27 protein-coding genes are annotated in these 26,726 nt (G+C 59.6%); 15 read left to right on the top strand and 12 right to left on the bottom strand.

Annotated elements, in window-relative coordinates; translation table 11 throughout:
* From FPZ52_RS10070 to FPZ52_RS10045, 6 genes are all read left to right on the top strand, one after another.
* Window positions 1-621: a LysE family translocator gene (locus FPZ52_RS10070; RefSeq protein ID WP_146365306.1), complete on the top strand. Its 621-nt coding sequence runs from the start codon at window positions 1-3 to the stop codon at window positions 619-621.
* A gap of 80 nt (window positions 622-701) precedes the next feature.
* Entirely contained in the window at window positions 702-3,119 is a 2,418-nt protein-coding gene (gene gyrB / locus FPZ52_RS10065) for a DNA topoisomerase (ATP-hydrolyzing) subunit B (RefSeq protein ID WP_146365305.1), read from the top strand.
* Between the two features lie 146 nt (window positions 3,120-3,265).
* Complete coding sequence (locus tag FPZ52_RS10060; protein ID WP_146365304.1) at window positions 3,266-4,219, top strand: YihY/virulence factor BrkB family protein; 954 nt, start codon at window positions 3,266-3,268, stop codon at window positions 4,217-4,219.
* A 9-nt stretch (window positions 4,220-4,228) separates the two neighbouring features.
* Window positions 4,229-5,308 carry a cell division protein ZapE gene (gene zapE, locus FPZ52_RS10055; RefSeq protein WP_146365303.1) on the top strand — a complete coding sequence of 360 codons (1,080 nt, stop codon included), beginning with the start codon at window positions 4,229-4,231 and terminating at the stop codon, window positions 5,306-5,308.
* On the top strand, window positions 5,305-5,934 hold the full coding sequence (locus FPZ52_RS10050) for a MarC family protein (RefSeq protein WP_146365302.1): 630 nt from the start codon (window positions 5,305-5,307) through the stop codon (window positions 5,932-5,934). Before zapE ends, FPZ52_RS10050 begins: the two co-directional genes overlap by 4 nt.
* A 26-nt stretch (window positions 5,935-5,960) precedes the next feature.
* A complete protein-coding gene (locus FPZ52_RS10045; RefSeq protein WP_146365301.1) occupies window positions 5,961-6,566 on the top strand; it encodes a DJ-1/PfpI family protein in 606 nt (201 codons plus the stop codon).
* Between the two features lie 4 nt (window positions 6,567-6,570).
* Here the strand turns inward: FPZ52_RS10045 and FPZ52_RS10040 are convergent, their stop codons facing one another.
* Genes FPZ52_RS10040 through FPZ52_RS10030 form a run of 3 tightly spaced genes read right to left on the bottom strand, consistent with a single transcriptional unit; the run spans window position 6,571 to window position 9,743 of the window.
* Window positions 6,571-7,842, bottom strand: a complete 1,272-nt coding sequence (locus tag FPZ52_RS10040; protein ID WP_146365300.1) for a bifunctional folylpolyglutamate synthase/dihydrofolate synthase — start codon at window positions 7,840-7,842, stop codon at window positions 6,571-6,573.
* Window positions 7,839-8,789, bottom strand: a complete 951-nt coding sequence (accD, locus tag FPZ52_RS10035; RefSeq protein ID WP_146365299.1) for an acetyl-CoA carboxylase, carboxyltransferase subunit beta — start codon at window positions 8,787-8,789, stop codon at window positions 7,839-7,841. Before accD ends, FPZ52_RS10040 begins: the two co-directional genes overlap by 4 nt.
* A 60-nt stretch (window positions 8,790-8,849) precedes the next feature.
* Window positions 8,850-9,743, bottom strand: a complete 894-nt coding sequence (locus FPZ52_RS10030) for a CPBP family intramembrane glutamic endopeptidase (protein ID WP_146365298.1) — start codon at window positions 9,741-9,743, stop codon at window positions 8,850-8,852.
* Window positions 9,744-9,900: 157 nt separating this feature from the next.
* Between FPZ52_RS10030 and ilvD the strand changes: the two genes are divergently transcribed.
* The 4 genes from ilvD (at window position 9,901) to FPZ52_RS10010 (ending at window position 15,495) form a co-directional block, all read left to right on the top strand.
* A complete protein-coding gene (gene ilvD / locus FPZ52_RS10025; protein ID WP_146365297.1) occupies window positions 9,901-11,664 on the top strand; it encodes a dihydroxy-acid dehydratase in 1,764 nt (587 codons plus the stop codon).
* Window positions 11,645-12,304: a hypothetical protein gene (locus FPZ52_RS10020; protein ID WP_146365296.1), complete on the top strand. Its 660-nt coding sequence runs from the start codon at window positions 11,645-11,647 to the stop codon at window positions 12,302-12,304. The genes ilvD and FPZ52_RS10020 overlap by 20 nt, the downstream gene beginning before the upstream one ends.
* 69 nt (window positions 12,305-12,373) lie before the next feature.
* A complete protein-coding gene (locus FPZ52_RS10015; RefSeq protein ID WP_146365295.1) occupies window positions 12,374-14,389 on the top strand; it encodes an NADPH-dependent 2,4-dienoyl-CoA reductase in 2,016 nt (671 codons plus the stop codon).
* A 209-nt stretch (window positions 14,390-14,598) separates the two neighbouring features.
* Entirely contained in the window at window positions 14,599-15,495 is an 897-nt protein-coding gene (locus FPZ52_RS10010) for a LysR family transcriptional regulator (protein ID WP_146365294.1), read from the top strand.
* Here the strand turns inward: FPZ52_RS10010 and FPZ52_RS10005 are convergent.
* From FPZ52_RS10005 to FPZ52_RS09995, 3 genes are read right to left on the bottom strand one after another with little or no spacing between them, the layout of a single operon-like run.
* The gene (locus FPZ52_RS10005) at window positions 15,492-16,418 is read right to left on the bottom strand and encodes an OmpA family protein (RefSeq protein WP_168201304.1); all 927 of its coding nucleotides are present in this window, start codon (window positions 16,416-16,418) and stop codon (window positions 15,492-15,494) included. The two genes, FPZ52_RS10010 and FPZ52_RS10005, sit on opposite strands and share 4 nt — an antisense overlap.
* A 7-nt stretch (window positions 16,419-16,425) precedes the next feature.
* Window positions 16,426-17,151 (bottom strand): GNAT family N-acetyltransferase, encoded by a 726-nt coding sequence (locus FPZ52_RS10000; RefSeq protein ID WP_146365292.1) that lies wholly within the window; start codon window positions 17,149-17,151, stop codon window positions 16,426-16,428.
* Complete coding sequence (locus FPZ52_RS09995; protein ID WP_146365291.1) at window positions 17,148-17,885, bottom strand: competence/damage-inducible protein A; 738 nt, start codon at window positions 17,883-17,885, stop codon at window positions 17,148-17,150. The genes FPZ52_RS10000 and FPZ52_RS09995 overlap by 4 nt, the downstream gene beginning before the upstream one ends.
* Before the next feature lie 144 nt (window positions 17,886-18,029).
* Between FPZ52_RS09995 and map the strand changes: the two genes are divergently transcribed.
* Entirely contained in the window at window positions 18,030-18,845 is an 816-nt protein-coding gene (gene map / locus FPZ52_RS09990) for a type I methionyl aminopeptidase (protein WP_146365290.1), read from the top strand.
* A gap of 93 nt (window positions 18,846-18,938) precedes the next feature.
* A complete protein-coding gene (locus FPZ52_RS09985; protein WP_146365289.1) occupies window positions 18,939-19,985 on the top strand; it encodes a TRAP transporter substrate-binding protein in 1,047 nt (348 codons plus the stop codon).
* 15 nt (window positions 19,986-20,000) lie between these two features.
* Here FPZ52_RS09985 and rsmD read toward each other — a convergent pair whose 3' ends face one another.
* Both rsmD and FPZ52_RS09975 read right to left on the bottom strand, forming a co-directional pair.
* Window positions 20,001-20,573, bottom strand: a complete 573-nt coding sequence (rsmD, locus tag FPZ52_RS09980) for a 16S rRNA (guanine(966)-N(2))-methyltransferase RsmD (RefSeq protein ID WP_146365288.1) — start codon at window positions 20,571-20,573, stop codon at window positions 20,001-20,003.
* Complete coding sequence (locus tag FPZ52_RS09975) at window positions 20,574-21,788, bottom strand: NAD(P)/FAD-dependent oxidoreductase (protein ID WP_146365287.1); 1,215 nt, start codon at window positions 21,786-21,788, stop codon at window positions 20,574-20,576.
* A gap of 88 nt (window positions 21,789-21,876) precedes the next feature.
* Here FPZ52_RS09975 and FPZ52_RS09970 point away from each other — a divergent pair, with 88 nt between their 5' ends.
* The gene (locus FPZ52_RS09970) at window positions 21,877-22,365 is read left to right on the top strand and encodes a peroxiredoxin (protein ID WP_146365286.1); all 489 of its coding nucleotides are present in this window, start codon (window positions 21,877-21,879) and stop codon (window positions 22,363-22,365) included.
* An 18-nt stretch (window positions 22,366-22,383) separates the two neighbouring features.
* Here FPZ52_RS09970 and FPZ52_RS09965 read toward each other — a convergent pair whose 3' ends face one another.
* Genes FPZ52_RS09965 through FPZ52_RS09950 form a run of 4 tightly spaced genes read right to left on the bottom strand, consistent with a single transcriptional unit; the run spans window position 22,384 to window position 25,129 of the window.
* The gene (locus tag FPZ52_RS09965) at window positions 22,384-22,665 is read right to left on the bottom strand and encodes a 4a-hydroxytetrahydrobiopterin dehydratase (protein WP_146365285.1); all 282 of its coding nucleotides are present in this window, start codon (window positions 22,663-22,665) and stop codon (window positions 22,384-22,386) included.
* Between the two features lie 14 nt (window positions 22,666-22,679).
* Complete coding sequence (locus FPZ52_RS09960) at window positions 22,680-23,867, bottom strand: GNAT family N-acetyltransferase (protein WP_146365284.1); 1,188 nt, start codon at window positions 23,865-23,867, stop codon at window positions 22,680-22,682.
* Window positions 23,868-23,915: 48 nt separating this feature from the next.
* Window positions 23,916-24,668: a glycerophosphodiester phosphodiesterase family protein gene (locus FPZ52_RS09955; RefSeq protein WP_146365283.1), complete on the bottom strand. Its 753-nt coding sequence runs from the start codon at window positions 24,666-24,668 to the stop codon at window positions 23,916-23,918.
* A complete protein-coding gene (locus FPZ52_RS09950; RefSeq protein WP_146365282.1) occupies window positions 24,665-25,129 on the bottom strand; it encodes a RidA family protein in 465 nt (154 codons plus the stop codon). The genes FPZ52_RS09955 and FPZ52_RS09950 overlap by 4 nt, the downstream gene beginning before the upstream one ends.
* A gap of 170 nt (window positions 25,130-25,299) precedes the next feature.
* On the opposite strand from FPZ52_RS09950, the gene FPZ52_RS09945 reads away from it, so the two are divergent.
* A complete protein-coding gene (locus FPZ52_RS09945) occupies window positions 25,300-26,085 on the top strand; it encodes an MlaA family lipoprotein (protein ID WP_146365281.1) in 786 nt (261 codons plus the stop codon).
* A complete protein-coding gene (locus tag FPZ52_RS09940) occupies window positions 26,078-26,671 on the top strand; it encodes an MlaC/ttg2D family ABC transporter substrate-binding protein (protein WP_146365280.1) in 594 nt (197 codons plus the stop codon). The genes FPZ52_RS09945 and FPZ52_RS09940 overlap by 8 nt, the downstream gene beginning before the upstream one ends.
* Window positions 26,672-26,726: the final 55 nt, after the last annotated feature.

Raw genomic sequence — 26,726 nt, 5'->3', positions numbered from 1 at the left:
ATGACCATCTCTGCCTCTGATCTTCTGCTGTACGCAGGCGCGTTGCTGATCCTGTTTCTGACACCGGGGCCGGTTTGGGTAGCGCTGACGGCGCGCGCCCTGTCGGGCGGGTTTAAAGCGGCGTGGCCCCTGGCCCTTGGCGTGGTCGTCGGGGATGCACTTTGGCCGTTTCTGGCAATCCTCAGCGTTAGCTGGATCGTGTCGGTCTTCGAAGGGTTCATGGCCGCGTTGCACATCGCTGCCAGCCTGATCTTTCTGGTTATGGGCATTCAACTGATCCGGCATGCTGGGCGCAGCATTTCCGGCGACAGCCGATTGACCCGTCCCGGAGCATGGGCGGGGTTCATCGCGGGGGTGGCGGTGATCCTTGGAAACCCCAAGGCCATCCTGTTCTATATGGGCGTGCTGCCGGGGTTCTTTGATCTAACCACACTGACCATCGGAGGCATCGCCGCAATCGTCCTGATATCTATCGCCGTGCCCTTGTTCGGGAACCTGCTGTTGGCTGCGTTTTTGGGGCGGGTGCGGCGCCTCATCACCTCCCCCAAGGCGCTTCGACGCACGAATGTCAGTGCGGGAGTGATGCTGATCTGCGTCGGGCTGGTCATTCCCTTCGTATAAGCCTGCTTTTTAAGCCCCAATCGCGTGACATTCCCGGATCGGACCAGTATAAAATGACGAACTTATGAAGGAAGGTCTGAATGGCTGACGAGCAGCAGTCCCCCGCCGAATACGGCGCCGATTCAATTAAAGTTCTCAAGGGCTTGGAGGCCGTACGCAAGCGTCCGGGCATGTATATTGGCGACACGGATGATGGCAGTGGCCTGCATCACATGGTTTACGAGGTCGTCGACAATGGCATCGACGAAGCGCTCGCGGGCCACGCTGACGCAGTAAACGTGAAAATTCACGCCGATAACAGTGTGTCGGTAAGCGACAACGGGCGCGGTATTCCTGTTGGCATCCACGAAGAGGAAGGTGTGTCTGCCGCCGAGGTCATCATGACCCAGCTGCACGCCGGCGGTAAGTTCGACCAGAACTCCTACAAGGTGTCCGGCGGTCTGCACGGGGTGGGCGTTTCTGTTGTAAACGCACTGTCCGAATGGCTGGAACTGCGCGTCTGGCGCGACGGCAAGGAACACTACGCGAAATTCGAGCATGGCGAGACGGTTGAACATCTGCGTGTGGTCGGTGATGCCAATGGCAAGAAAGGTACCGAGGTACGCTTCCTGGCGTCGACGGATACGTTCTCCAACCTCGACTTCAGCTACAAGACCCTGGAAAACCGGTTGCGAGAACTGGCCTTTCTGAATTCCGGCGTGCGGATCATTCTGGAAGACGACCGCCCGGCGGAACCACTGCATACAGAACTGTTCTATGATGGCGGCGTCAAGGAATTCGTCCGCTATCTCGACCGGTCCAAGACACCGCTGATCTCGGAACCTATCTTCATCTCGGGCGAGCGCGAAGGGATCAGTGTCGAAGTCGCGATGTGGTGGAACGACAGCTACAACGAGATGGTTCTGCCCTTTACCAACAACATTCCCCAGCGCGATGGTGGCACGCATTTGGCTGGCTTCCGCGGCGCTTTGACGCGCACGCTGAACCTGTATGCGAACTCGTCGGGGCTGGCCCGCAAGGAGAAGATCACTTTCTCAGGCGACGATGCGCGCGAGGGTCTGACCTGTGTGTTGTCCGTGAAGGTGCCTGATCCGAAGTTTTCCAGCCAGACCAAGGATAAGCTGGTGTCATCGGAAGTGCGTCCGGCGGTCGAAGGGCTGATGAACGAAAAGCTGACGGAGTGGTTCGAGGAGCACCCCAGCGAAGCCAAGATCATCGCCACCAAGATCATCGAAGCCGCGCTTGCGCGGGAGGCCGCACGCCGTGCTCGCGAACTGACCCGGAAGAAGTCGACCCTCGATGTCGCATCGCTGCCCGGCAAGCTGGCGGATTGTCAGACGCGCAATCCTGAGGAGCGCGAGCTGTTCCTCGTCGAGGGCGACTCCGCTGGCGGGTCCGCCAAACAGGGGCGTGCGCGGGCCAATCAGGCGGTGCTGCCGTTGCGAGGCAAGATCCTCAATGTGGAGCGTGCCCGTTTCGACCGGATGCTGTCCAGCCAGGAAATTGGCACGCTGATCACTGCTCTTGGCACGGGGATCGGGCGGGACGAATTCGATATATCGAAGCTGCGCTATCATAAGATCATCATCATGACGGATGCTGATGTCGATGGTGCGCACATCCGGACGCTGTTGTTGACCTTCTTCTTCCGCCAGATGCCCGAATTGATCGAACACGGTCATCTATACATCGCGCAGCCGCCGCTTTACAAAGTCGCGCGGGGCAAGTCAGAGGTTTATCTGAAGGATCAGGCGGCACTGGAGGACTACCTGATCCAGATGGGTGTTGACGGCGCTGCGTTGCGGCTTGGTTCCGGCGAAGAAATCGTAGGGCAGGACCTGGCACGCATTGTGGATGAAGCGCGGCAGGTCCGCCGTGTTCTAGCAGCCTTCCCGACGCATTATGCCGAACACATTCTAGAGCAGGCCGCGATTGCGGGCGCGTTCAAGCCAGGGGCGGTCGATAACGGCATTCAGCAGATCGCGAATGCAGTGGCGGAACGGCTAGACCTGATTGCGGTAGAATATGAACGTGGCTGGCAGGGGCGTCCGACACAGGATCACGGCATCCGCCTGACCCGCGCCGTTCGCGGTGTGGATGAGGTCCGCACGCTCGACGGTCCCGCATTGCATTCGGGCGAGGCGCGTCGTCTGGGCAGCTTCACAGAGGCCCTGCAAGAGGTTTATTCTCAGCCAGCGAAATTGATACGCCGTGATCGCGGTATTCCGATTTACGGCCCGGTCGGCCTGTTGACGGCGATCCTGAACGAGGGTGAGAAAGGTCTGAGCCTGCAGCGCTACAAGGGGCTGGGCGAGATGAATCCCGATCAGCTTTGGGAAACCACGCTCGATCCGGAAGCGCGGACATTGCTGCAAGTGAAGGTCGACGACGTCGCCGAGGCCGATGATATTTTCACCAAGCTGATGGGGGACGTTGTGGAACCACGCCGCGAGTTCATCCAAAGCAACGCGCTAAGCGTCGAGAATCTGGACTTCTGACGGGGCAGGGCGCGATCCATGCGCCGTTGTAGCTTTGATATCACGCAGATGCCGTCCTTGGGGCGGCATTTGTCTTTGCTGCTATTGCGTTGACCCCGGGGCTGACCCATCCTGAACGTCGAGGCACCGGGCAAGGGACTGCGACCGTGATCGACACCCTAAAGAGGATCTGGAAGATTCTACGCGGGATGCACCGGCGGATCGAAGAAGGGAACATTTCCTTGATGTCCGCGGGTGGCGCGTTCTTTTCCATGCTATCGTTATTTCCGGCGCTGGCAGCGGTGATTGCGTTGTTAAGTGTTTTTGCCGATCCGATCATTCTGGAAGAACAGATGGGAATGCTGACGGACTTCGTTCCCGAGCAGGCGTTCCGCATCATCGAAAACCAGATCATGCGGCTGATCTCAGCCAGCCCGGAAGTGTTGGGTTGGGCGTCGGTTCTGTCAACTTGCATTGCGCTTTGGTCCGCTCGGCGCGGGACGGATGCGATGATTCAGGCGCTCAATAAGGTCTATCAGGTGCCACAGCGCGGCGGTGTTCGTTCAGTCGTCACCGCGCTGTCGCTGACCATCGTGCTGGTGATGGTCGTGAATATTGCCCTGCTGACGCTCGTGGTCATTCCGGTCATCCTGGCGTTTCTGCCGCTTGGTCCCTTTGCGGAGATTGCGGTCGACCTGCTGCGCTGGATCGTCGCCTTGAGTGTCGTTATTTCCGGTATCTGGGTGCTCTACCGTTTCGCGCCCAACCGCCCCAACAAACGCATCGCGTGGCTGTCGCCGGGTGCTGTTCTGGCGATTACCGTTTGGGGGGTGGCGAGTTGGGGCTTTTCCGTCTATCTGCGCAATTTCGGATCGTACAACGAGATTTACGGCTCCATCGGTGCCGTCGTCGTGCTGATGATGTTTCTCTACATTTCGTTCTTCATTGTTGTTCTTGGTGCGACGCTGAATGCGGAGTTGCATGTCGACGAAACTGTCGGACCTGCTCAAGACGTCAATGAGGGGGATGCCGAGCTTGATGCAGGAGTGTCCTTGCCCGATGACTACGCACCGCAGAACGATCCTGAAAAGCCCATGGCGCAGGGCACCCAGAGCAAGTAAAGCGGCGGCATGGCAACGGTTCAGAACCTTTATTCGACACGCGTAAAAGACGGCGACATCGCACGTGATGACGCACAGAAAGCCGTTTTGCCAGAGCTAGACCGCATTGCCGATGCGGCGTCTGCGCCGCCGCCGAGAAAGAAGTGGTTTGCTTTCGGAAAACAGCCCGAGCCCCCTAAAGGCCTGTACCTGTGGGGAGGCGTCGGTCGCGGCAAGTCGATGCTGATGGATCTGTTGGTGGAGGCGGCGGATGCGCCCAAGCGGCGCGTCCATTTCCATGCGTTTATGCAGGAAATCCATGCGGGGATGAACGCTGCCCGCGCCAAAGGGGTCGATGATGCGCTCGCGCCCGTCGCGGATGCTGTGGCCCGCGAAGTCCGCCTTCTGGCCTTTGACGAAATGCAGATCACAGACATTACTGACGCGATGATCGTCGGTCGCCTGTTCGAACGGCTCTTCGAGGCGGGTGTCCTGATCGTGACGACATCCAACCGACCGCCGGACGATCTTTACAAAGACGGGCTGAACCGGCAATTGTTCATGCCGTTTATCACGTTGATCAAGGATCGTCTGGTCGTCCGAGAACTGACCTCGCCCACCGATTACCGGCAGGATCGGTTGAACGGTGAACAGGTCTATTTTACGCCCGCCGATGCGAAGGCGAAGGCCGGGATGGACGCGCTCTGGTCGCAGATGACAGGTCGGTCCAATGCGGAGCAACTGACGCCGCTTGTACTGAAGGTGAAGGGTCGCGATGTCGAACTGCCCGATTTCGCCAACGGGGTCGGACGTGCGTCGTTCTGGGATTTATGCGGTTCCGCTCTCGGTCCAGCGGATTACCTCTCGATTGCGGAAGCGGTGGATGCGCTGTTTCTGGAATCCATTCCCTGCCTTGGCGCATCGAATTTCAATCAGGCCAAGCGCTTCGTTACGCTGATCGACGCACTTTACGAAGCGAAGGTCCGTTTGGTTGCCTCGGCTGCAGACGAACCAGAAAACCTGTATATCGAAGGAACGGGTAGCTTCGAGTTCGAACGAACGGCGAGCCGCCTGCGCGAAATGCAGGATGCGGACTGGGGTAAGGAATGACCGTAACGCCGCTTGAACAATTCGTCACGCTTTGGGTTGTGATCGATCCGATCGGCACGATCCCGGTGTTCATTGCAGTCACGGCGCGAATGAACGCCAAGGCCCGCAAGATCATTGCCCTTGAGGCCGCCCTGGTTGCGACTGTCATCCTGATGGCATTTCTGGTCGGTGGACAGTTCCTGATCGACGCTTTGGATATTTCGCTGCCCGCGTTTCAGATCGCGGGGGGTATGGTATTGTTCATCTTTGCGCTGACCATGATCTTCGGCCCGTCCAAACCCGACGTGGAAACGAGCGGGCTGGACAGTGGTCGACCGGCATCTTCACCGGCCGTTTACCCCTTGGCGGTGCCGTCGCTGGCATCCCCCGGCGCGATGCTGGCCATCGTCATTCTTACCGACAACAACCGCTTCAGCGTGGCCGAGCAGGCGATTACGGCCGGAATGATGCTTCTGGTCATGCTTGCCGCCGCCGCGATGATGCTGTTGGCCACTCCTATTCTGCGGATCATCGGCAATTCCGGTGCTGCAATCATTAGCCGCGTCATGGGCATGATCCTGGCATCCGTTGCTGTGGACAATGTGATCGAAGCTGTGATCGAGCTGATCCGGACGGTGCAGTTGTAGGGGTTCTGGCCGATGGGAGGGTTTCAATGCGTCGTGTCGCTTCACTGGTTTTTCCGGGGTTTGAACTGTTGGACCTGTTCGGGCCGCTCCAGTTCCTCGGCATGCTTTCCGACATGTTCGAAGTGGTGACAGTGGCCGAGAATAGAGGACCGGTGCCAAGCAATCAGGGTGTTTCCGTCAATTCTGTCCGCACACTGGCGGAAGGCGACGATTATGATCTTCTTTTGGTTCCGGGTGGGCGTGGAACGCGGAGCGGGGTCGGCAATCAGGCGCTTTTGAATTGGGTGGCTCAGGCTGCGGGAAATGCGGAAGTGGTGATGACCGTTTGCACGGGCAGCGCCCTGCTGGCGAAAACAGGTTTTCTGGACGGTAAGCGGGCGACCAGCAATAAACTGGCTTTCGGGTGGGTGCAGCAGCAAGGCCCAGAAGTGGAGTGGGTGAAACGTGCTCGTTGGGTGGAAGACGGGAAGGCGTTCACGTCGTCGGGCGTCTCGGTAGGCATGGATATGACGCTTGCCGTGATCGCGCGCCTTCGTGGTCGAGAGACCGCTGAACAAGTCGCGGTTTGGTCAGAATATGAATGGCACGACGATCCATCATGGGATCCGTTCGCTGGCCTTTATCCAGACTAGCTGATCAGCCGTCCCGAAGCACCGCGCCAGCAAGATAGAGCGAGCCACAGATCAGCACGCGGGCGCGGGGGACTGTTTGTGCGATGTGTTGCAGGGCATCTTGCACGTTCTCCGTGACCTTGGCGTCGAAACCGGCCGCGCGGGCCTGTTCGGCTGTTTCCTCGGCGGGCAGGGTGGCGGTGGCGTCGGGGATGGCGACGGCATACAGGGTGTCCGCCGCGCTGCGCAGGGGGCGTAGATAGCCGCCAATGTCCTTGGTGTTAAGCATTCCACAGATAAGAACGGTCGGTCGGTCAGACAACTCCGCCAGCGTCTTGGCCAGCGTCTCGCCAGCGGCGGGGTTGTGGCCGCCGTCCAGCCAGAGCTCGCCATCCGGCAAGAGGCTTTCATAGGCGTGACCGGACAGTCGTTGCATCCGTGCGGGCCAATCGGTGCGGGTTACTGCCGCCTCAAGCGCGTCATCAGGCTGTTCCATCTGGCGTAGCGCTGCAATCGCCATCCCTGCATTGATGATCTGATGCGGGCCACGAAGATTGGGAAGCGGAAGGTCGCGCAGACCGGTTTCATCCTGATAGATCAACCGCCCGCGTTCTTCCCAGACACGCCAGTGCTGACCATAAGCCAGCAACGGTGCACCCAGCCGTTCCGCCTGTGCCTCGATGACATCCAGCGCGGCCTCTTCTTGCGGGCCGACCACGCAGGGCACGCCACGCTTGATGATCCCGGCCTTCTCTCCCGCGATTTGGGGCAGTGTGTCGCCGAGAAACTGCTGATGGTCCAGCGATACGGGCGTGATGATGGTTAGTGCCGGGGTGTCGATGACATTGGTAGCGTCCAGCCGTCCGCCCAGTCCGACCTCCAGCAGGGTCCAGTCGGCGGGGGTGTCGGCGAAGGCTTTTAGCCCCGCTACAGTGGTGATCTCGAAATAAGTGATGGGGTCGGGGCCGTTGGCTTCCAGGCATTCATCCAGAACGCGCGACAGGTGGTGTTCGTCGATCAGTTCACCGGCCAGCCGGATACGTTCGTGAAACCGCACCAGATGCGGCGAGGTGTAGGCGTGGCACGTGGCTCCCGTTGCTTCCAGCCCCGCCCGGATCATTGCCTGAGTGGACCCTTTGCCGTTTGTTCCCGCGATGTGAACGACGGGCGGCAGGTGACGTTCCGGGTGATCGAGCCGTTCCAGAAGACGCCAGACACGGTCCAGCGTCAGATCGATCACTTTTGGATGCAACGTCATCATCCTGTCGAGCAGAATGTCCGAGCGGGGCGTGCTCACGCTTCCTTCGCTTCCTTCGGCTCTGGGTCTTTGGCTTCTGCCTCGGGTGCGGGCAGCGCGTCACCGGACATGTTCGGCAGTTCACCCTTCACTGCAGGCGGTAGCCCCATCATCATACGGGTTATGGTGATCAGTTCGTCCCGCATTTCGCCACGTTTGGTCACGCGGTCGAGCATGCCGTGTTCCAAAAGGTATTCGGCGCGTTGAAAGCCCTCGGGCAGTTTCTCCCGGATGGTCTGTTCGATCACGCGCGGGCCGGCAAAGCAAATGAGCGCGTTGGGTTCGGCAATCTGCACATCACCCAGCATCGCATAGGATGCGGTGACGCCACCCGTGGTCGGATGCGTCAGCACGACGATATAGGGTAGCCCGGCTTCTTTAAGCATCTGCACGGCGACCGTCGTGCGCGGCATCTGCATCAGCGACAGGATGCCTTCCTGCATGCGTGCACCACCAGCGGCAGAAAACAGCACCAGCGGGCATCTCTTTTTCACTGCGCGCTCGGCGGCGGCGATGATGGCATTGCCGACATACATGCCCATTGACCCGCCCATGAAGCTGAAATCCTGCGCGGCGGCGATGATCGGCGTTTTACCGATTTCACCTTCGGCCACGAGCATGGATTCCTTTTCACCCGTCTTCTTCTGGGCAGCCTTCATTCGGTCAGGGTATTTTTTCTGATCACGGAAATGCAGCGGATCGGCGACCGGAGAGGGAACCTTCACCTCGGTGAAGACACCACCGTCAAACAGCGAAATGAACCGGTCACGCGGACTGATATACATGTGATGGCCGCAATTGGTGCAGACATTCAGACTGTCTGCCAACTCGCGGTGGAACAGCATCGTCCCGCATTCGTCGCATTTGGTCCACAGGTTCTCGGGCATCTCGCGACGCGAGAACAGTGAATTGATCCGTGGACGGACGTAGTTCGAAATCCAGTTCATTCTGTTCGCCGGCTCGTTTCTGGGTTCGCCTCAGATAAGCCGAGTACGAAAGAATTGCAATCAACGCGACAGGATACGGCGCAGGATGATCCACACGATCAACGGTGGCAGCAGATCGGCCACAGCCAGCAGAGGTGACAGGGTGATTTCGGATGCGCGGTGTTCCGTGATCCGAAGCGCCAGGCCGGTGATGGTCCCGTCTGTGGCGATTATCAGAAGTGCGAAGGCATTGTTGGCGAAATGGAACCCCCACGCCGCGCCTAGTGATCCTGAGCGCTCGGTCAGGTCAGCCGCAAGAAACCCGAAGACGGTCGCGGCGAATACACCGTAGAGCGCGGAGTCGCCGAATGTCGTCCTGTCATAGTGCAATGCGCCAAACAGGATGGACGGCACCACCATCCACGCGAAACGGAATGCCCAGCGTGCGCCAAGCTGCTGCTGTAGATAGCCGCGGAAGGTCAATTCTTCGGCAAAGGTTTGAAGCCCTATTGCCAGAAGCGCGATGGGCATAACGCCAAGCCAAACGCCCACGGGCAGCATGGCAGATGTGTCTTGCATGAACAGCGCACCCAATATCACGAACGGCAGGTAAATGATCGTTGTTACGGCCAGTGCCGTTCGAAGGTCGGGCCACATCTGCCCGGTCAGCGAATTGGCTCCGCGTCGGTGAAGCAGCTTGGCGGCAAGAATGGCTCCAATTGCCAGCGGGCCGAACGTGACAAGAAGGATAAGTGTCGCGGCCGGAGTTTCGGCGGTCGCCACCTGCTGTAAAAGCTCCATGCTTGCATCGCGCCCCAGCACCGCCCCGTAAAGCAGCAACGCGCCGGAGTTCAATCCAGCATAGCATGTGGCGATCAAGGCCAGTCCAAGCAGTACCCGCCAGATCGCCGGGCGTGCGCGAGCGGCTTCTGGCCAGTGGGGCATCATGCGGCGAGAGGTGAGAGACGCGATCATCAGTGCCTTTCGTCAACGGATTCGGCGGCAATGGACCGCAGAACGCAACTTTCCGCAAGCCGAAGGTCGAGATTCGTTGTAATGCTGTCGTGGTCGCGCTTGCACCTGCCTCATTGCTTGCCTATTCCCATGTCAGCCAGATTTTGCGGAGGTTCCGATGCTCAAGCGCCAGTTCGACAAAACCAAGCTGCCCAGCCGCCATGTGACGGAAGGCCCGGCGCGCGCGCCGCACCGATCTTACCTGTATGCGATGGGTCTGAGCGAGGAAGAAATTCACCAGCCTCTCGTCGGTGTTGCAACCTGCTGGAACGAAGCTGCACCCTGTAACATCGCGTTGAGCCGTCAGGCGCAGGCCGTGAAGCTGGGCGTCAAGGCCGCGCAGGGCACGCCGCGTGAGTTCACCACGATCACCGTGACCGACGGGATCGCCATGGGCCATGAGGGCATGCGGTCGTCGTTGGCCAGCCGCGAGGCAATCGCGGACTCCGTCGAGTTGACCATGCGTGGGCATTGCTATGATGCGATCGTTGGTCTCGCCGGGTGTGACAAATCCCTTCCGGGCATGATGATGGCGATGGTGCGACTGAATACGCCGTCGGTCTTCATCTATGGTGGGTCCATCCTGCCGGGCAAGGCGCCGCAAATCGATGACATCCCAGAAGATTTTCGGACGCGCGATTTGACCGTACAGGACATGTTCGAGGCGGTCGGTCGTCATCAAAACGGCACCATGTCGGACAAGGCGCTGGATGTGCTGGAACGAGTGGCCTGCCCGTCTGCGGGGGCTTGCGGCGGCCAGTTCACGGCCAACACGATGGCTTGTGTGTCCGAAGCCATCGGTCTTGCATTGATGAACAGCTCTGGCATGCCCGCGCCTTACGAGTCGCGCGACCAGTATGGAGAGGCATCTGGCCAGGCCGTCATGAACCTCATCGAAAAGAACATCCGCGCCCGTGACGTGGTAACACTGAAGTCGCTCGAAAATGCGGCGCGCGTGGTCGCCTGTACCGGCGGTTCAACCAATGCCGGCCTGCACCTGCCCGCCATCGCACATGAGGCAGGGATCGACTTCTTTCTCGAAGATGTCTGCGAAATTTTCCGCGATACGCCTTACTTCGTCGATCTGAAGCCGGGCGGTCAGCATGTCGCCAAGGATCTGTTCGATGCCGGTGGTATTCCGGTCGTGATGAAAGAGTTGCGTAAGGCTGGCCTGATCCATGAAGACTGCATCACGGCGACCGGGCGGTCCATCGGTGAAGAACTCGACCTGATCGAGCGTGAAGCCGATGGTCGTGTGATCTATCCAATCGAAAAGCCGATTACGAAAACCGGCGGCGTCGTTGGGCTGAAAGGCAACCTCGCGCCGGAAGGTGCCATCGTGAAGGTCGCAGGCATGGCTGCGGAGAATCAGGTTTTTACCGGCCCCGCACGCGTGTTCGAATGCGAGGAAGACGCGTTCGAGGCGGTTCAGAAGCGTGAATACAAGGAAGGCGAAGTGATCGTCATCCGCAATGAAGGCCCCGCTGGTGGTCCGGGTATGCGCGAGATGCTGTCGACCACCGCCGCGCTGTCTGGTCAGGGCATGGGCAAGAAGGTGGCGCTGATCACCGATGGCCGTTTCTCCGGCGCGACGCGTGGCTTCTGTGTGGGCCATGTGGGGCCGGAAGCGGCGCATTGCGGGCCGATTGCCCTGCTGCGGAACGGCGACATGATCACCATTGATGCAGTCAAAGGCACCATCGACGTGGATCTTTCTGACGAAGAACTGGATCAGCGCAAAGAGGCATGGACCGGTCCGCGCGGCAATGAATATGCCAGCGGCGCGCTGTGGAAATACGCCCAGTTGGTCGAGTCAACGCGCAAGGGAGCTGTCACGCATCCGGGCGCGAAGGCCGAGAAGCATGTTTACATGGATCAGTAAGCATAGGCTTTGCTTCACAGCCTTCGGGCTGATCCCGCTTGCGGCCTGTGCGCCGCAGGCGGAGGTGACAGGGCGGGCGATTTACCATCGTGCCCCGACGCCGGTTGTGGCGATCAACGTATCCGACAATGCCGTCGTCATCGTCGGGCCCGACGGATACTGTATCGACGACCGCAGCACGCGCGATGACCCGGAAGGCACGCTGATCTTGCTAGGTAGTTGCGCTGCGCTGACGGGAGCTGAAACGGCTGTTCCTGAACTGCCCGCGCTTCTGACGGCACTTGTCTCGCCCCGAAGTGACATCATCCAACGCCCGACAACCGTACAACTCGAAGAATTCTTCCGGTCTGACGAGGGGCTGAGCGCGCTGTCCTATGGTGGCGACCCGACCAAAGTCGATCTGCTGTCTGTCACGACGCGCGGCGATGCGCTGGTTTTAAGTATCGCGGATAGCAGCGAAGAGCGCCCGGCCGAGCTGACGGATACTTTCTGGCGTGCCGTGCTGCCAGTGCGGGATCGCCTGGTTGTACTGACGGTCAATCCGATCCAGGGCAGTTCGATGTCGGACGGGGATGCCTTCGATACGTTGAGGGATTTCATCGGCAAAACCCGTGCGGCTAACCCGCCTCAAACCGACTGACCCGTGACGTGGCGTTGTGCGTGACACTTCGCCTGCAGGTGGTCAGTTTGCCGCAAACGGGGGGACCACATGACGACTTATCCACATCTTCTGGCACCGCTTGATCTGGGTTTCACCACCCTGCCGAACCGCGTGTTGATGGGATCAATGCATACAGGGCTGGAAGAAACCGGCGATTGGAACCGCATTGCGGAGTTCTACGCAACCCGCGCGCGGGGTGGTGTCGGGCTTATGGTGACGGGCGGTGTGGCGCCCAACCCTGAAGGCGCAGTGTTCAAGGGTGCTGCGGGTATGTTCGGCGCGCCCGATGCCGCCAACCATCGGATCGTGACGGACCGCGTGCATGAGGCGGGTGGCCGAATCGCGATGCAGATCCTGCACGCAGGGCGTTACGCGTATAACCCCGACTGCGTTGCCCCTTCTGCGATCAAGTCCCCGATCTCGCCTTTCCCGCCGAAAGAGCTGGATGAAGAAGGGATTGAAAAGCAGATCTCGGACATCGTTGCCGCGGCTCGTCTGGCGAAGGAAGCGGGTTATGACGGGGTCGAGATCATGGGGTCGGAAGGCTACTTCCTGAACCAGTTTCTCGTCACACATACCAACCAGCGGCAGGATCGTTGGGGCGGGACATATGAAAACCGTATGCGTTTGCCGGTCGAGGTCGTGCGCCGTGTTCGCAACGCGGTGGGGCCGGATTTCATCCTGATCTACCGCTTGTCGATGATCGACCTGGTGCCAAACGGGTCCAGCTGGGTCGAGGTCGTCCAGCTTGCCCGCGCTGTCGAGGGCGCTGGTGCGACTATCATCAACACGGGCATTGGGTGGCACGAGGCGCGCGTTCCTACCATCGCCACCAGTGTGCCGCGCCGTGCGTTTACCTGGGTCACCAAGAAGCTTATGGGCTCGGTCGGTATCCCGTTAATCACCTCAAACCGGATCAATACGCCGGCGGTGGCTGAGGCCGTGCTGGCTGATGGATGCGCCGACATGGTTTCGATGGCGCGACCTTTCCTCGCAGATCCCGATTTCGTAGCCAAGGCGCGGGACGGCCGTGCCGACCAGATCGCCCCATGCATCGCGTGCAATCAGGCCTGTCTGGATCACACCTTCTCGGGCAAGATTTCCACTTGTCTCGTCAATCCACGCGCGTGCTATGAGACGGAACTTCCTGTGACGCAAGCCGTCAAGCGCCGCAAGGTGGCCGTTGTGGGGGCTGGTCCTGCCGGCCTGGCCACGGCGATCACGGCTGCGCAGCGCGGGCATCAGGTTGTGTTGTTCGAGCGGTCGGACCAGGTTGGCGGACAGTTGAATTATGCCCGTCAGATCCCCGGCAAGGAAGAGTTCCACGGGCTGGTCGGCTGGTTCCGCACGATGCTGGATCAAAGCGGCGTGGATGTCCGGTTGGGGCACGCGGCGACGGTCGATGACCTTGCGGATTTCGATGACGTCGTCATTGCGACAGGTGTTCGCCCGCGTGATCCGGGCATACTGGGGCAAAATGCGGCGAACACCATCCGCTATGACGAACTGCTGTCGGGACAGCGTGAGGCGGGACAGAACGTCATCGTCATAGGCGCGGGTGGCATTGGCTTCGATGTGTCGGAATACTTGGTGGCTGACCACGGCGTGACCGAGGATCTGCCGCGCTGGTTGGCCGAATGGGGCGTAGAGGATCCCGCGGATTCGCGAGGGGGACTATCTGATGGTGGCCCCAAGCCTGAACACCCATCCCGACAGGTGACGATGTTGCAGCGCAAGGCAGAAAAGCCGGGTCGCCGGCTGGCCAAAACGACGGGCTGGATTCATCGTGCGACACTGAAGGCGAAGGGTGTAACGATGCTGTCGGGTGTTTCTTATGACCGTATCGACGCAAGCGGCTTGCATATCACCAAGGATAATGAACCGGCTCACCTTCGCGCCGATACCATCGTTCTTTGTGCCGGGCAGGAATCAGAGCGTAGCCTTGCTGACGAGTTGGAAGCGGGAGGAACAATGCCCTATGTTATCGGGGGCGCGGATGTCGCGGCAGAACTCGATGCGAAGCGGGCAATCGATCAGGGAGTGCGGCTTGCGCTGAACCTCTGATCTGTTGCGAATCGGGAAACGACGTAGGACTGGACGGACTTCGGGAGCCAATTTTGTGGCAGTCGCGCATCAATTCATGGCCATTTGGGCAATTTATTGCATCATAACGCTTGGTCAACTTGACTAAAGTGAGTGATCGATGCCGAAACGTGCATAATGGCACCATAGTGGCGTATTGTTAACTGTGTATTGTTGAGTGACGCGTTTTCATGGACAGACTGAGTGAGCTAGAGGTTTTCACTACCGTCGTTGATCAAGGCGGTTTCACGGGTGCGGCGAAGAAGCTGGGTGTTTCGAAATCCGCCGTGTCCAAACATGTTGCTTCCCTGGAAAACAGGTTGGGGGCGAAGCTTCTCAACCGAACGACCCGGCGCGTAAACCCGACGGAGCTAGGCGAAATCTACTATGATCGTGCATTGACGGTTCTGGACGTCGCCAACGATGCCAACCGGGCCATTGCTGATCTGAAGGGGCCGCCGAGTGGTCTGCTCCGCATCGCTGTTACCCCTGATTTCGGGTCGGAACTCTTGTCGCGCTTGTTGGTGGAGTTTCTAACCAAATTTTCTTCGATTTCGGTCGATCTGATTGAAACGGCAGATTTCGGATCGTTATTGGCGGAGGGGTTTGACGTCGCGGTGCGGGTGGGTGCTCAACCCGACAGCGTCTTGCGCAGTACGAAACTTGCTGCGCTTCGATACGACCTTGTGGCGTCTCCGGCATACTTGGGTCGGCGCGGGTCGCCAGACCGTATTGAGGCGCTGTTTGATCATGACCTGCTTCATCCATCCCGATCAAATACGACGCCGGGTTGGCAACTGGTGTCCTCAACGGGTGAAAGCCGCAGTATTCGAAGCAAAGCGCGCATTTCCGCAAATGACCCGACGGTTCTTCGCGATGCGGCGCTGGCCGGGCATGGGATCGCATTTCTTCCGCAGTTCCTAATCCGTGACGCGCTGAAGGACGGATCATTGAAAATGGTCCTGCCGGAACTGCCTCAACAGCTGCAACCTGTTCATGCCGTTCAGCCGCCGGGGCGGGCAACGTCGCCCAAGGTTCAGGCGCTGCTTAGTTTCCTGCGTGGGGCGGTGCGTGACGCGCCAGGTTAGTCCAGGCCGCCGAGGAGGACGGCCTCGACCCGCCTGTTTCGATCACGGCCTTCGTCGGTAGCGTTGCTGGCGATAGGCGAAAAGAAACCTACGCCGCCCACCGTGATTTGTGCGCTGTTCACACCGAGCTCTGACGTGAGCAGGTTGGCAACTGTTTGTGCGCGGTTACGCGAAAGCGATTGGTTTCCATCCGCTGATCCGACCGAATCCGTATGCCCCACCAGTGCGATCTGCAGCGACGGGGTTTGCTTGAGGGCATCTGCCAACGCCATGACAATTTGCGGCGTCCCGTTGGTCAGTCGTGATGCGCCGGATTGGAAGGTTAGACCGGCCAGCGCCACATGCCCATGGTCGCGTAACGCTGCCAGAAGGTTGTCCGCTGTCCATGGGTCTGAGGGTTGCTTGGGGTATTCCCGCGCGGGATCCAGTTGGGTATCCGTCTGGCCGATTATCTCAGAAATGTGGATGTAGTTCAGGGCACCGTCGGTGCTGAGTATCAATTCCGCCAGCGTCTCGCTGTCCGTGCTGGCGAAAGAGGCATACATGAAGTTCCCGAGGTCCACATACATCTCAGGTGGGGGCAGGACATCGCGACTGTCGCGGAAGTCGAAGCCGCCGCAATCAATGTCTGCGCATTGGTAGGCCATTGTAAGGCCATCATTTTCATAGGCCTGCCTGAAATAGTTCAGCAGTGTGGCGAGATTTGCGTCCCCGGACGGGATGGTCGACACCTGTCGGGTTCGAACGCCGGTCATTGCCATCGTTTCAGGTGGATGGCCGGCGAGAGTTGGGCCGGTGGCGATGGAGTAAAGCCCGGATGGATCGGTGCGCTGATCGCCTAGCGTGCTGCCCTTGGGCGGCGCGGGCATCGCGTGTATCGCCGGGGCTGAAAGCATCAGCGCTATAATGATTGCCTGCCGCATAATTCGATCAGGTTGCCATCCGGTAGTGATACTCCGCGACAGGCTGCATTCCGAGCCGCTCGTAAAGGGCGCGGGCCGGATCATTCGCGCGGGTCACTACGACCGACAACCAGCGGCAACCTTGCTCGCGCGCCCAATCAAGTGCGGCATGCATCAGGTTTTGGGCGACGCCCTTGCGGCGGTGGGGGGGAAGAACCTCCAGTGCATGGAGCATGGCGATCCCATTTGCCGCCGCGACGAAAGCGGTCCCTGCTGCTTCATCTCCGGTCCGGGCGAACAGGGCAGCTTTCGGCGTGCGGACGCGTTCCATGACGGCCACTCGGTCAGGACCAATACCCCCTTCGACCCATATGTCGCATAGAATTTGGAGCGGGGGCCACATCACGTAGGCTGACGCGACTTCGGTGCCGGTTGGTATGCTGGACAGGTCGAGCGCATAGGCAATGACCGGATCGACGATGTTGTAGCCGCGTGTCTCCAGCGCTGCGTCAAGTTGTGGGTCGTCGCCACGGATCATGAACAGGGGTGTTTGGCCCCATGCGCGCAATTGGGTTTCGGCATCGGCGATCTGGTTCTCTGTGAACGGAACCCGCGTGGGCAGCGTCGCCGCAGTGACCCGCTTCCCGCCCCCATTGCTTCGACGCAGAACGAACGGGCCGCAATCGTGAACCTCCTGCGCTGGCCAGCTGGCGTCAAGCAGGGCGAAGACATCTTCCTCGGTGGGTAGGTTCATGCGTTGGCCTGTTCAAACAGGGCAGCCAGGCGTGTCATCGCCTCATCAAGCCGCCCGCCATTCGTCCCGCGCACGACGATGTTCGAGCCGAAGGCACCATCGCGCTGGAACGGGTAGGACCCGAAGCTGAGGTCCGAGAATTCCTCCGCCAACTGTCGTAGTGGGCCAGCGATATCGCCTTCACCGCGATGGATGGTCAGGGATTGGCTCAGAAGCGGCGGGCCGCCTGCCAGTGTAGGAATGACCGACGCGACCATGGCCTGAAAGATGCTCGGTACGCCCGCCATGACGTGGACGTTTTCGACCGTGAAACCCGGTGCGGCCGAGATCGGATTGTCGATCAGTGAAGCCCCCTCAGGGATACGCGCCATGCGCAAGCGGGATTCGTTGATCTGGGTGCCGGTGCGGGCGTAGTGGTCTTCCAGAATGGTGCGGGCATCGTCGCGTACGTCGATGGATCGATCAAACGCCGCGGCAATGGCATCTGCCGTGATGTCGTCATGCGTCGGCCCAATGCCTCCGGATGTGAAAACCGTTGTGTATCTGGCGGCCAATTCGCGCACCGCTGCGACAATTGAGTCATGGTTGTCCGAGACGAACCGCGCCTCTGCGAAGGTCACGCCATGCTTGGTTAGTTCGCCAGCCAGATGATGCATGTTTGCGTCGCGCGTGCGCCCCGACAGGATTTCATCTCCGATCACGAGCATTGCGGCAGTGGGCGAAGTGTCGGGCATGGTATATCCTTTCCTGCGGGCTCAATCGGTATAGTCCGGCCATCCCTGCTGTCAAACGGCACAGGTCGCGCGATTCTAGCTGCCTCTGGCACAATGGGTTAAGCTATACTACATGGAACCCATCACGAAGCATGGAGAACTGCCTTGGACGATCGCGCCCGGGGCCGCCTGACGAAGGACGGCATCAGAATTCACGAAGACGCGGATTTCGCGGGAATGCGGGCGGCGGGCAAGGTCGCCGCGCAAATTCTCGATGAGGTCGCCCCCAAGGTGGTGCCCGGTGTCACGACGGGCGAGCTGGACGCTTTCATCGAACAACGCGTTGAAGAGCTTGGCGTCAAGTCGGCGACCATCGGCTACAAGGGCTACGAGCACGCGTCCTGTATTTCGGTAAACCATGTCGTCTGTCACGGCATTCCGGGGCCGAAAACACTGAAGCCGGGCGACATTTTGAACATCGATGTGACCGTGATCGTGGATGGCTGGTATGGCGATACAAGCCGGATGTTTGTCGCGGGCAAGCTGCCCCGCAAAGCTGAGCGGCTTATTCAGGTTACTCACGACGCGTTGTTGAAGGGGATCGAGACGGTCAAGCCCGGCAACACCTTCGGCGATATCGGATTTGCCATTCAGGCCTATGTCGAGGCGCATCAGATGTCAGTCGTGCGCGATTTCTGCGGCCATGGTCTGGGGCGTGTCTTTCACGCGCCACCGAATGTTTTGCACTATGGTCGCCGTAGGACCGGACCGGTTCTGGAAGAAGGTATGTTTTTTACGATTGAACCGATGGTCAATCTGGGCAAACCGGACACAAAGGTTCTGGCGGATGACTGGACGGCTGTGACGCGGGACAAATCCCTATCGGCGCAGTTCGAACATTCCATCGGCGTGACTGCGGACGGGTGCGAGATTTTCACCTTGTCGCCGGGCGACCTGTTTCATCCAACTTATGCGGAATAGTTTCGCTTTGATCTCCCTGTGACCTCGGGTTAGGCATCGCGTGCCGCATCATGGACCGCGGCTCCGATCCTAGTTACAGAGAGGGCATGCCCAATGGGCTTGATGAAAACCGCCGTGCTTGCCGTTTTCACCCTGACCGCAGCCACGCCCGCCTTCGGGCAAGAGGTCACGCTGCGATTCCAGCATTTCGTGTCACCGAACACGGCCAATCCAAAGTACTTCATCGAGCCATGGGCGGAGAAGGTCGAGGCGGATTCGGACGGTCGGATCGAGGTCGAGATTTATCCCTTCATGCAATTGGGCGGCAAGCCGCAGGCTCAGTACGATCTGGTGCGTGACGGGGCGATAGACGGGGGCTGGGTCATTACTGGCTATCAGCCAGGACGTTTCCCCGAAACGGATGTGCTGGAACTGCCTTTCATGACGCCGAAATCAGCCGAAGAGGCCAGCAAGGCTGCTTGGGCATTCACCGAGAGATACCTGATGGATGATTTTGCCGACGTGCATGTCATCGCCGCGCACCTGCACGGCACGGGGATCATCCACAAGAAAGGACCGAAACCGCAGACGATCGAGGATCTGGAAGGTTTGCGCCTGCGCAGCCCGTCGCGGCCCGTGAACCTGTTGCTTGATAAACTGGGGGCGGTTCCGGTCGGTATGCCGTCGCCTGCCTTCACTGAGGCCTTGGCCAAGGGTGTTGTGGATGGCGGCGTGATCCCATGGGAAATCGGCCCATCGCTGAAACTGGACGAGCTGACAGACAGCCATACGGATGTTGCGGGGGATCGGTCGCCCTACAACCTGTTTTTCATCTGGGCGATGAACAAGGACAAGTATGACAGCTTGCCCGAGGATCTGAAAAAGGTGATCGACGACAATTCGGGCATGATGGCATCGGCTTGGGCGGGTCGCGCACATGACCGGGGAGATCGCGAAGGGCGCGAGGTTATGGTGTCAGCTGGCAACGAGATCGCCACGCTGGACGACGAGGAAACCGCCAAGATGCGCACCATGGGCGACGAGGTGATCGCCGACTGGATCGCGGAAGCCGACAAGAAGGGCCTAGACGGTCAGGCGCTCGTTGATGACGCACGTGCCATCATCGAGAGCTATGAGGGCACCGCGACCCCTCCTGAATGAAGTAGAGAGGCCGACTTAGAGATCGGTCTCCGTGGGTTCCAGAAAAGTGACATGCGTGTCGCCGTAACGCCGTTGGTCAAGCAGTCGGAAACCGTCCGGTGCGGCCTGCGGCGCGCCTTCCTCCCATACGATCAAGGCATCTGGAGCGATCCAACCTTGCGTCAACGCGTTGATCAGGGCTTTTGCGCCCAAGCCTTTGCCGTAGGGTGGGTCGAGAAAGATCAGTTCGAACGGTTGCGCATCGTTCGGCCCCAGCTTCAACACATTGCGCGGGATCAGACGCGTGTCGTCCTTGCTGCGTGTCAGTTCGATATTGCGCCGGATCAGGCTTTGCGCCTTGCGTCCGTCATCGACAAAGGTTGTATGCGCTGCGCCTCGGGACAGGGCCTCCAGCCCCAGCGCGCCGGTGCCGGCGAACAGGTCCAGCACCCGCTGACCGGTGATCGGGTCACCGAAGCCGCCACCCGACAACACGTTGAACAGGTTTTCCCGCACGCGGTCGGTCGTGGGGCGCAGATGCGCGCCCGCGTCGCCCTTGCCGACCGAAGCGAGCGCCAGCCCGCGGAACTTTCCCGCGATGATCCGCATCTAGCCACGCAACAAGGATTTCAGATCGGTGGATGGGTCGGCGATCAGGGCCTGGTCCGGTGACTTGCCGGCCTCGATCAGCCGTTTGCCGACCATATAGGCGCGCGGGTCATTCATGGCGTCCACGGCGCGAAGTTCATCGGCGCAATAATACCAGATAGACTGCGCACCGTCTTTCTCGCCCGGACGTCGTACGACATGGGTGTAGCCCGTGTTCAGCCCCGCGATCTGAAGCTTGACGTCGAACTGATCGGACCAGAACCACGGTTTCGCGTCATAAGGCTTGTTCGCGCCCAGCATGTTCTCTGCGACCGCCTCGGCCTGGTCGATGGCGTTCTGGACGCTTTCCAGCCTGATACGGTCCCCGCGATAGGGGAAGGACGCGCAATCCCCCGCCGCCCAGATCGATGGGTCGGAGGTTCTGCCGAGTTCATCGACGCGGATGCCATTTTCAAGGGTGATGCCGGCGGCCTCGGCAAGTGTTGAATGCGGGGTGATGCCGACACCCACGAGCACGAAGTCAACATCCAGGCACGATCCGTCCGAAAGCTCAGCCCCCGTCGCAATTCCGTCGCTTTCGATCAGACCCGCCAGCCCGGTTTTCTCGCGGATGTTGACACCGTGGCCGCTGTGCAGATTGCGGAAATAGTCGGAGGTTTCTGGGGCCGCGACGCGCTGCAGGATGCGATCAGCCATTTCGATCAGCGTAACGCGCAGCCCCTTTTTTGCCGCCACGGCTGCCGCCTCCAGCCCGATATAGCCACCACCCACGACCAGCACGTGCGCACCGTCGGTTACCAAAGGCTCGAACGCGTCCACATCGGTCAGGTGCCGTACGGTGAAGACGTTGGCCAGTTGCCCGCCCATCACGTCAGGAAGGCGTCGGGGCTCTGACCCGGTGGTCAGGGCAAGTTGGTCATAGGCGATTACCTCGTCACCCACGGTCACGGTCTTGGCGGCGGGGTCTATCGCAGCCACCGGCTGACCGAGCTTCAGGGTGATGTTCTGGTCTGCGTAGAAGCTCGGCGGGCGTAGATACAGACGTTCCTGTGCCATTTCGCCCAGCAGATAGGCCTTGGACAATGGTGGCCGTTGATAGGGAGGGACGGGTTCGGCGCCGATCAGGGTGATGTCTCCGTCAAATCCTTTGCTGCGAAGCTTGGCCACCAAGGACGCGCCCGCCTGTCCGGCGCCCACAACAACGATCCGACTCATCTACCGCTCATCTTCTGTCTGTTTTAAATCCGACGTGGACCCTATAACCACTGTGGTGATGACGCAAACAAGGAAGGATTTTTGCGACATGACGATTTCCACCGGAGACAGGCTGCCCGACGCCACGCTCGTTCGCCTTGGTGCAGAAGGGCCGGAGCAGGTCAAGCTGTCCGATCTGACCAATGGCCGCAAGGTCGTGATCTTCGCCGTGCCGGGTGCCTTTACGCCCACCTGCCACTCCGCGCATCTGCCCAGCTTCATCCGCAACAAGGCGGCGTTTGATGGTAAGGGCGTGGACGAGATCATCTGCGTGTCCGTCAATGACCCCTTCGTAATGAAGGCGTGGGACGATGCCAGCGGCGCATCTGAAGCGGGTATCACGATGCTGGGTGATCCGGCGACGGAACTGACCGCCGCGATCGGCATGGATTTCGACGCCCCGCCCGCAGGTCTGGTCAAGCGGTCCAAGCGCTACGCGCTGTATGCCGATGACGGTGTGGTCAAGGTGCTGAACGTCGAAGAAAGCCCCGGCCAGTGCGAAATCTCCGGCGGAGAATCGCTTCTGGACGCGATCTGATCTATCGCTCGACGCGCTTCACAGCGCGTCGAGCTTCTTGGCGAGCTTGACGTCCAGTTCCGTCAAACCGCCCGCGTCATGCGTGGACAGCGTTACCTCGACCGTCTTGTAGACGTTGAACCATTCCGGGTGGTGGTTCATCTTTTCGGCGTGGATTGCCGCGCGCGTCATCCAGCCGAACGCTTCGATGAAATTCTTGAACTGGTAGGTCTTGGTGATCGCGTTGCGCCCTTCGACCATTGACCAGCCATTTGTGAAAAGCGGCTCCAGCACGCTGCGGTCGGTGAGTTTATCGGCCATCGGTGTCTCCTGATTCAAGGGTCTGCGGATGAAGCGGTTTTGCGAAACGGGCCGTAGGATGTCAGGATCTCGATTTCTTCATCCACGGCGTTCGCCTCCGCCTGAAGGTATTCCCGCACTGCCTGTTCAAACCCGCTATCGGCGATCCAGTGAAGCGAATGCGTGGTGACGGGCATGTAACCACGGGCGAGCTTGTGCTCGCCTTGCGCCCCCGCCTCGACCCGCTGCATTCCGTGCCGGATCGCGTAGTCTATTGCCTGATAGTAGCACAGTTCGAAATGCAGGCAGGGGTGATGTTCCGACGCGCCCCAGTAACGTCCGAAAAGTGTATCGCGCCCGATGAAATTCAGCGCGCCTGCCACGGGAACACCATCGCGCTCGGCCAGAACCAGCAACATGTCGTCGCGCATCGTTTCGTGCACGATGTCGAAGAATTCACGGGTCAGGTAGGGTGTGCCCCATTTCCGCGCCCCGGTGTCTTGGTAGAAATCCCAGAATGCGTCCCAATGGGTGGGTTCGATCTGTTGGCCGCTCAGGGCAATAATCTCGCCGCCGAAGCTTTGGGCCATCTTGCGTTCCTTGCGGATGTTCTTGCGCTTGCGCGAGGACAACGCTGCCAGAAAGGCATCGAAATCCGCGTAGTCGTGGTTGATCCAGTGAAACTGCTGGCTGGTACGATGCAGCAACCCCATTTCACGGCCCAGTTCCGCCTCTTCCGGAGCACAGAACGTGATGTGCAGCGAAGACAGTCCGTTATTCGCTGTCAGCTTCACGACGCCTTGCACCAGCGCCGAAAGCCCCACCTGTTCGAAACCGGGGCGTGTCAGAAAGCGGCGACCGGTCGCTGGCGTGAAGGGGACGGCGATTTGCAGCTTGGGATAATACTGGCCGCCCGCCCGTTCATAAGCATGAGCCCAGCTGTGATCGAAGATGTACTCACCTTGACTGTGACCCTTGGCGTAAAGCGGCGCTACACCAATGATCTGGCCATCAAGCTTCGCGTTCAGGTAGCGCGGTTCCCACCCTGTCCCCGGCCCGACAGACCCGCTTTGTTCCAGCGCGAACAGGAACCGATGCGTGGTGAACGGATCGAATGGGCGTCCGCCGTCTGACGCTTCTGGACAGGCACAGGCATCCCAAACCTGCTCATCAATCGCGGCAAGGCTGTCGAGCAGTGAAATTTCCAGCGTCGCTTCGGTCATGGGGATCCTGTTGGTAGTACCCAATAGCTGGGAACTCAAACGCGCGGATCAAGCCGGGGTGAAACCCTCGAAGGTGATTTGATCCGCGAGGCGATAGGCGTGGCGCGCGTCCTCCACGCTTCGGACCGTCCAGCACAAGACCGGCAATCCGTCAGCCCGCGCCTGTGCCACAAGACCGCTGTCGAGATCATTCACCACATGGCTGATGAAGTCCGCATTGCACGCATTCACGCTATCGTAGCTGCGGAGTTCCGCAAGGCGCTTGGAATCAATTCGGCCCCAGTGTTCTTCCGGAAAGTCGCAAGTGATCAATCCGCAGGCGGTACCGGGGCACAGTTCCTTCATCATGTGGACTGTATGCGGGTTGAACGACATGAGCGCCAGATCTCCGGGATAGCGGCGGATATCTTTGGCTACCGCGCGCTCCAGCGGGCCGATATCGGGACCCAGATGCATGTCCTGATCCTTGATCTCGATGATGATAGGAACCTGCCCGGCTACCAAGCCAAGCGTTTCAGGCAGGGTGGGAATGGTCTCTTCGGTGCCTTCCAGCGAGAAGTTTCCAAGTTCATACTGGTCGTGCATGCGAACCGGGCCCGCTTCGCGCGTCAGCCGTTCCAGAGTGTAGTCATGGAAGACGACGGCCTTGCGGTCACGGGTCAACTGAACGTCCAGCTCGATCCCGAAGCCTCCCGCTATTGCTGCGCGGAAGGCCCCGAGCGAGTTTTCCGGCGCAGGGCCATGCAACCCCCGATGGGCGATGGGCTGCGCCAGAAAAGGTTTTGGCAGGGTCCGGGTCATTCGATCTCGAATATGCCTTCGATCTCGACCGCGACGCCGAAAGGCAAAGCAGCGACGCCCACGGCGGACCGTGCGTGGCGACCCTTGTCGCCCAGCACCTGCACCAGCAAATCGGATGCGCCGTTGACCACTTTTGGCTGATCGCCGAAATCAGGCGCGGAGTTGACGAAGGCGGACAGTTTCACGACGCGGACCAGCCGTTCCAGGTCGCCATCACAGGCGTTGCGGACTTGCGCCAGAAGGCTCAACGCACAGGTGCGGGCGGCATCTGTTCCCGCGTCAACATCCATCGTCTCGCCCAGCTTGCCTTTGATCAAACCATCGGCACTGGCCGAGATCTGACCGGACACGTGCAGCAGGTTTCCGGATTTCATGAAAGGCACATAGTTGGCAGCCGGCGCTGGGGCGTCGGGAAGAGTCAGGCCCAGTTCTTCGAGGCGTTGGGTGGTCGGTCCGCTCATCTGGTTCTCCAGTGTTGATGATTTGCGCTCACGCTACAGCGAATTATGGACCGCAGGAAAGAGCAACGGTCATCAAGTTCCAGTTGGGGAAACAATTCTTTGCCGAACTGTGCCGGTCATATGGTATTCGACGCTCGAAAGGATTATGACCGAGGCAAAAGACTAGCTTTATGCGAGGTTGGCCGGTGCCTGTCGAAACGACCCAGTTCAAGAGCGCGGTCAGAAGAACCGCCACGATTGCAATAGTTTGCGCCGGCCTTGCCGGATGCGCAACATCGTCGCCCGATGCGGATATTACAGGGGTCAACGACCCTTATGAAAACGTGAATCGCTCGGTGCATGATTTCAACCGGGGCGTGGATCGTCGTGTCTATCGTCCGGTGGCCAATGCGTATGGCGTGGTTTTTCCGAAACTTGCGCGTGAAGGGGTGGCCAATTTCTCGAACAATGCCGGCATTCCCGGCCAGGTCGTGAACAACGTCTTGCAGGGCGAAGTCGAGAACACGGTGCACAATACGTTTCGCTTCCTGATCAATTCGACCTTGGGGGTTGTGGGCATTTTTGACCCGGCCACCTCGATCGGATTGGAGCGGCGCGATACCGATTTCGGTGAGACCCTGCATGTGTGGGGCGTTGGTGAAGGCGCGTATGTCGCACTGCCGTTCCTCGGCCCGTCCACGCAGCGTGACGTCGCCGGCGACGTCTTTGACTTCTTCTTGAATCCGTTGTCCGCAGTCACTGCAGGGCCAGAAAGCTATTTACCCACAGGCGCATGGGTTTTGGAGAACGCCGGCGACCGCTATGAATTCTCCAACAGCGTCGACAGCGTGCTGTATGGCAGTTCCGACAGCTATGCCCAGACACGACAAATTTACCTTGAGAATCGTCGGTTCGAACTAGGTGATACTGAGCAGGATAGCTACATTGACCCCTATGAAGAGCTTTACAATGAATAATCCGTCCCGCCGCGTGGTCCTTGCTGGACTAGCTGCATCGCCGATCCTTGCGCGTCCCGCCTTTGCACAATCTACGCAACGGGCTGAGTCGCTGGTCCAACAATTGGTCGCGGAGATCACCCGCATTATCAATTCAGGTCAGTCTGAACAGCAAATGTTCGGAAGCTTCCAGCAGCTTTTTGCGCGCTATGCCGACGTACCGACGATTGCGCGTTTCTCACTGGGTGCTGATGCCCGAAGTGCCAGCAACGCCCAGCTTCGCGCATATCAGGATGCGTTCGGCGGCTACATCGCTCGCAAGTACGGCAAGAGGTTCCGGGAATTCATCGGTGGCACGATCACCGTTCAAGGGTCGCGTGTCGACAAGAGTTTCGTGGTTGTTCAGACTACCGCCAATCTGCGCGGCAAGTCACCTTTTGCAGTGGACTTCCTAGTTTCCGACCGCAGCGGCAGTGACCGCTTCTTCAACGTGATCATTGAAGGCATCAACATGCTGACGACTGAGCGGACAGAAATCGGAGCGATGCTAGACCAGTCCGGCGGTAACATTGATGCGTTGACACAAAGACTGCGCAGCGCGGGCTAGACCGTCCTCCAGACCAAACGAAAAAAGGCCAGCATATCGCTGGCCTTTCTTTTTC

It is taken from the genome of Qingshengfaniella alkalisoli (genome assembly GCF_007855645.1).
In the GTDB taxonomy this organism is placed as follows: Bacteria; Pseudomonadota; Alphaproteobacteria; order Rhodobacterales; family Rhodobacteraceae; genus Qingshengfaniella; species Qingshengfaniella alkalisoli.
This window is presented reverse-complemented; position numbering and strand designations above follow the sequence as displayed.

Coding starts and splice junctions, on each gene's coding strand:
- FPZ52_RS10045 (WP_146365301.1), top strand. CDS start 5,961: ATGCGTCGTGTCGCTTCACTGGTTTTTCCGGGGTTTGAACTGTTGGAC.
- FPZ52_RS09985 (WP_146365289.1), top strand. CDS start 18,939: ATGGGCTTGATGAAAACCGCCGTGCTTGCCGTTTTCACCCTGACCGCA.
- FPZ52_RS10030 (WP_146365298.1), bottom strand. CDS start 9,743: ATGATCGCGTCTCTCACCTCTCGCCGCATGATGCCCCACTGGCCAGAA.
- FPZ52_RS10000 (WP_146365292.1), bottom strand. CDS start 17,151: ATGAACCTACCCACCGAGGAAGATGTCTTCGCCCTGCTTGACGCCAGC.
- FPZ52_RS09960 (WP_146365284.1), bottom strand. CDS start 23,867: ATGACCGAAGCGACGCTGGAAATTTCACTGCTCGACAGCCTTGCCGCG.
- FPZ52_RS09965 (WP_146365285.1), bottom strand. CDS start 22,665: ATGGCCGATAAACTCACCGACCGCAGCGTGCTGGAGCCGCTTTTCACA.
- FPZ52_RS09955 (WP_146365283.1), bottom strand. CDS start 24,668: ATGACCCGGACCCTGCCAAAACCTTTTCTGGCGCAGCCCATCGCCCAT.
- accD (WP_146365299.1), bottom strand. CDS start 8,789: ATGAACTGGATTTCGAACTACGTCCGTCCACGGATCAATTCACTGTTC.
- FPZ52_RS10010 (WP_146365294.1), top strand. CDS start 14,599: ATGGACAGACTGAGTGAGCTAGAGGTTTTCACTACCGTCGTTGATCAA.
- FPZ52_RS09950 (WP_146365282.1), bottom strand. CDS start 25,129: ATGAGCGGACCGACCACCCAACGCCTCGAAGAACTGGGCCTGACTCTT.
- gyrB (WP_146365305.1), top strand. CDS start 702: ATGGCTGACGAGCAGCAGTCCCCCGCCGAATACGGCGCCGATTCAATT.
- FPZ52_RS10005 (WP_168201304.1), bottom strand. CDS start 16,418: ATGCGGCAGGCAATCATTATAGCGCTGATGCTTTCAGCCCCGGCGATA.
- FPZ52_RS09995 (WP_146365291.1), bottom strand. CDS start 17,885: ATGCCCGACACTTCGCCCACTGCCGCAATGCTCGTGATCGGAGATGAA.
- FPZ52_RS09940 (WP_146365280.1), top strand. CDS start 26,078: ATGAATAATCCGTCCCGCCGCGTGGTCCTTGCTGGACTAGCTGCATCG.
- FPZ52_RS10020 (WP_146365296.1), top strand. CDS start 11,645: ATGTTTACATGGATCAGTAAGCATAGGCTTTGCTTCACAGCCTTCGGG.
- ilvD (WP_146365297.1), top strand. CDS start 9,901: ATGCTCAAGCGCCAGTTCGACAAAACCAAGCTGCCCAGCCGCCATGTG.
- rsmD (WP_146365288.1), bottom strand. CDS start 20,573: ATGCGGATCATCGCGGGAAAGTTCCGCGGGCTGGCGCTCGCTTCGGTC.
- zapE (WP_146365303.1), top strand. CDS start 4,229: ATGGCAACGGTTCAGAACCTTTATTCGACACGCGTAAAAGACGGCGAC.
- FPZ52_RS10050 (WP_146365302.1), top strand. CDS start 5,305: ATGACCGTAACGCCGCTTGAACAATTCGTCACGCTTTGGGTTGTGATC.
- FPZ52_RS09975 (WP_146365287.1), bottom strand. CDS start 21,788: ATGAGTCGGATCGTTGTTGTGGGCGCCGGACAGGCGGGCGCGTCCTTG.
- FPZ52_RS09970 (WP_146365286.1), top strand. CDS start 21,877: ATGACGATTTCCACCGGAGACAGGCTGCCCGACGCCACGCTCGTTCGC.
- FPZ52_RS09945 (WP_146365281.1), top strand. CDS start 25,300: ATGCGAGGTTGGCCGGTGCCTGTCGAAACGACCCAGTTCAAGAGCGCG.
- FPZ52_RS10015 (WP_146365295.1), top strand. CDS start 12,374: ATGACGACTTATCCACATCTTCTGGCACCGCTTGATCTGGGTTTCACC.
- FPZ52_RS10070 (WP_146365306.1), top strand. CDS start 1: ATGACCATCTCTGCCTCTGATCTTCTGCTGTACGCAGGCGCGTTGCTG.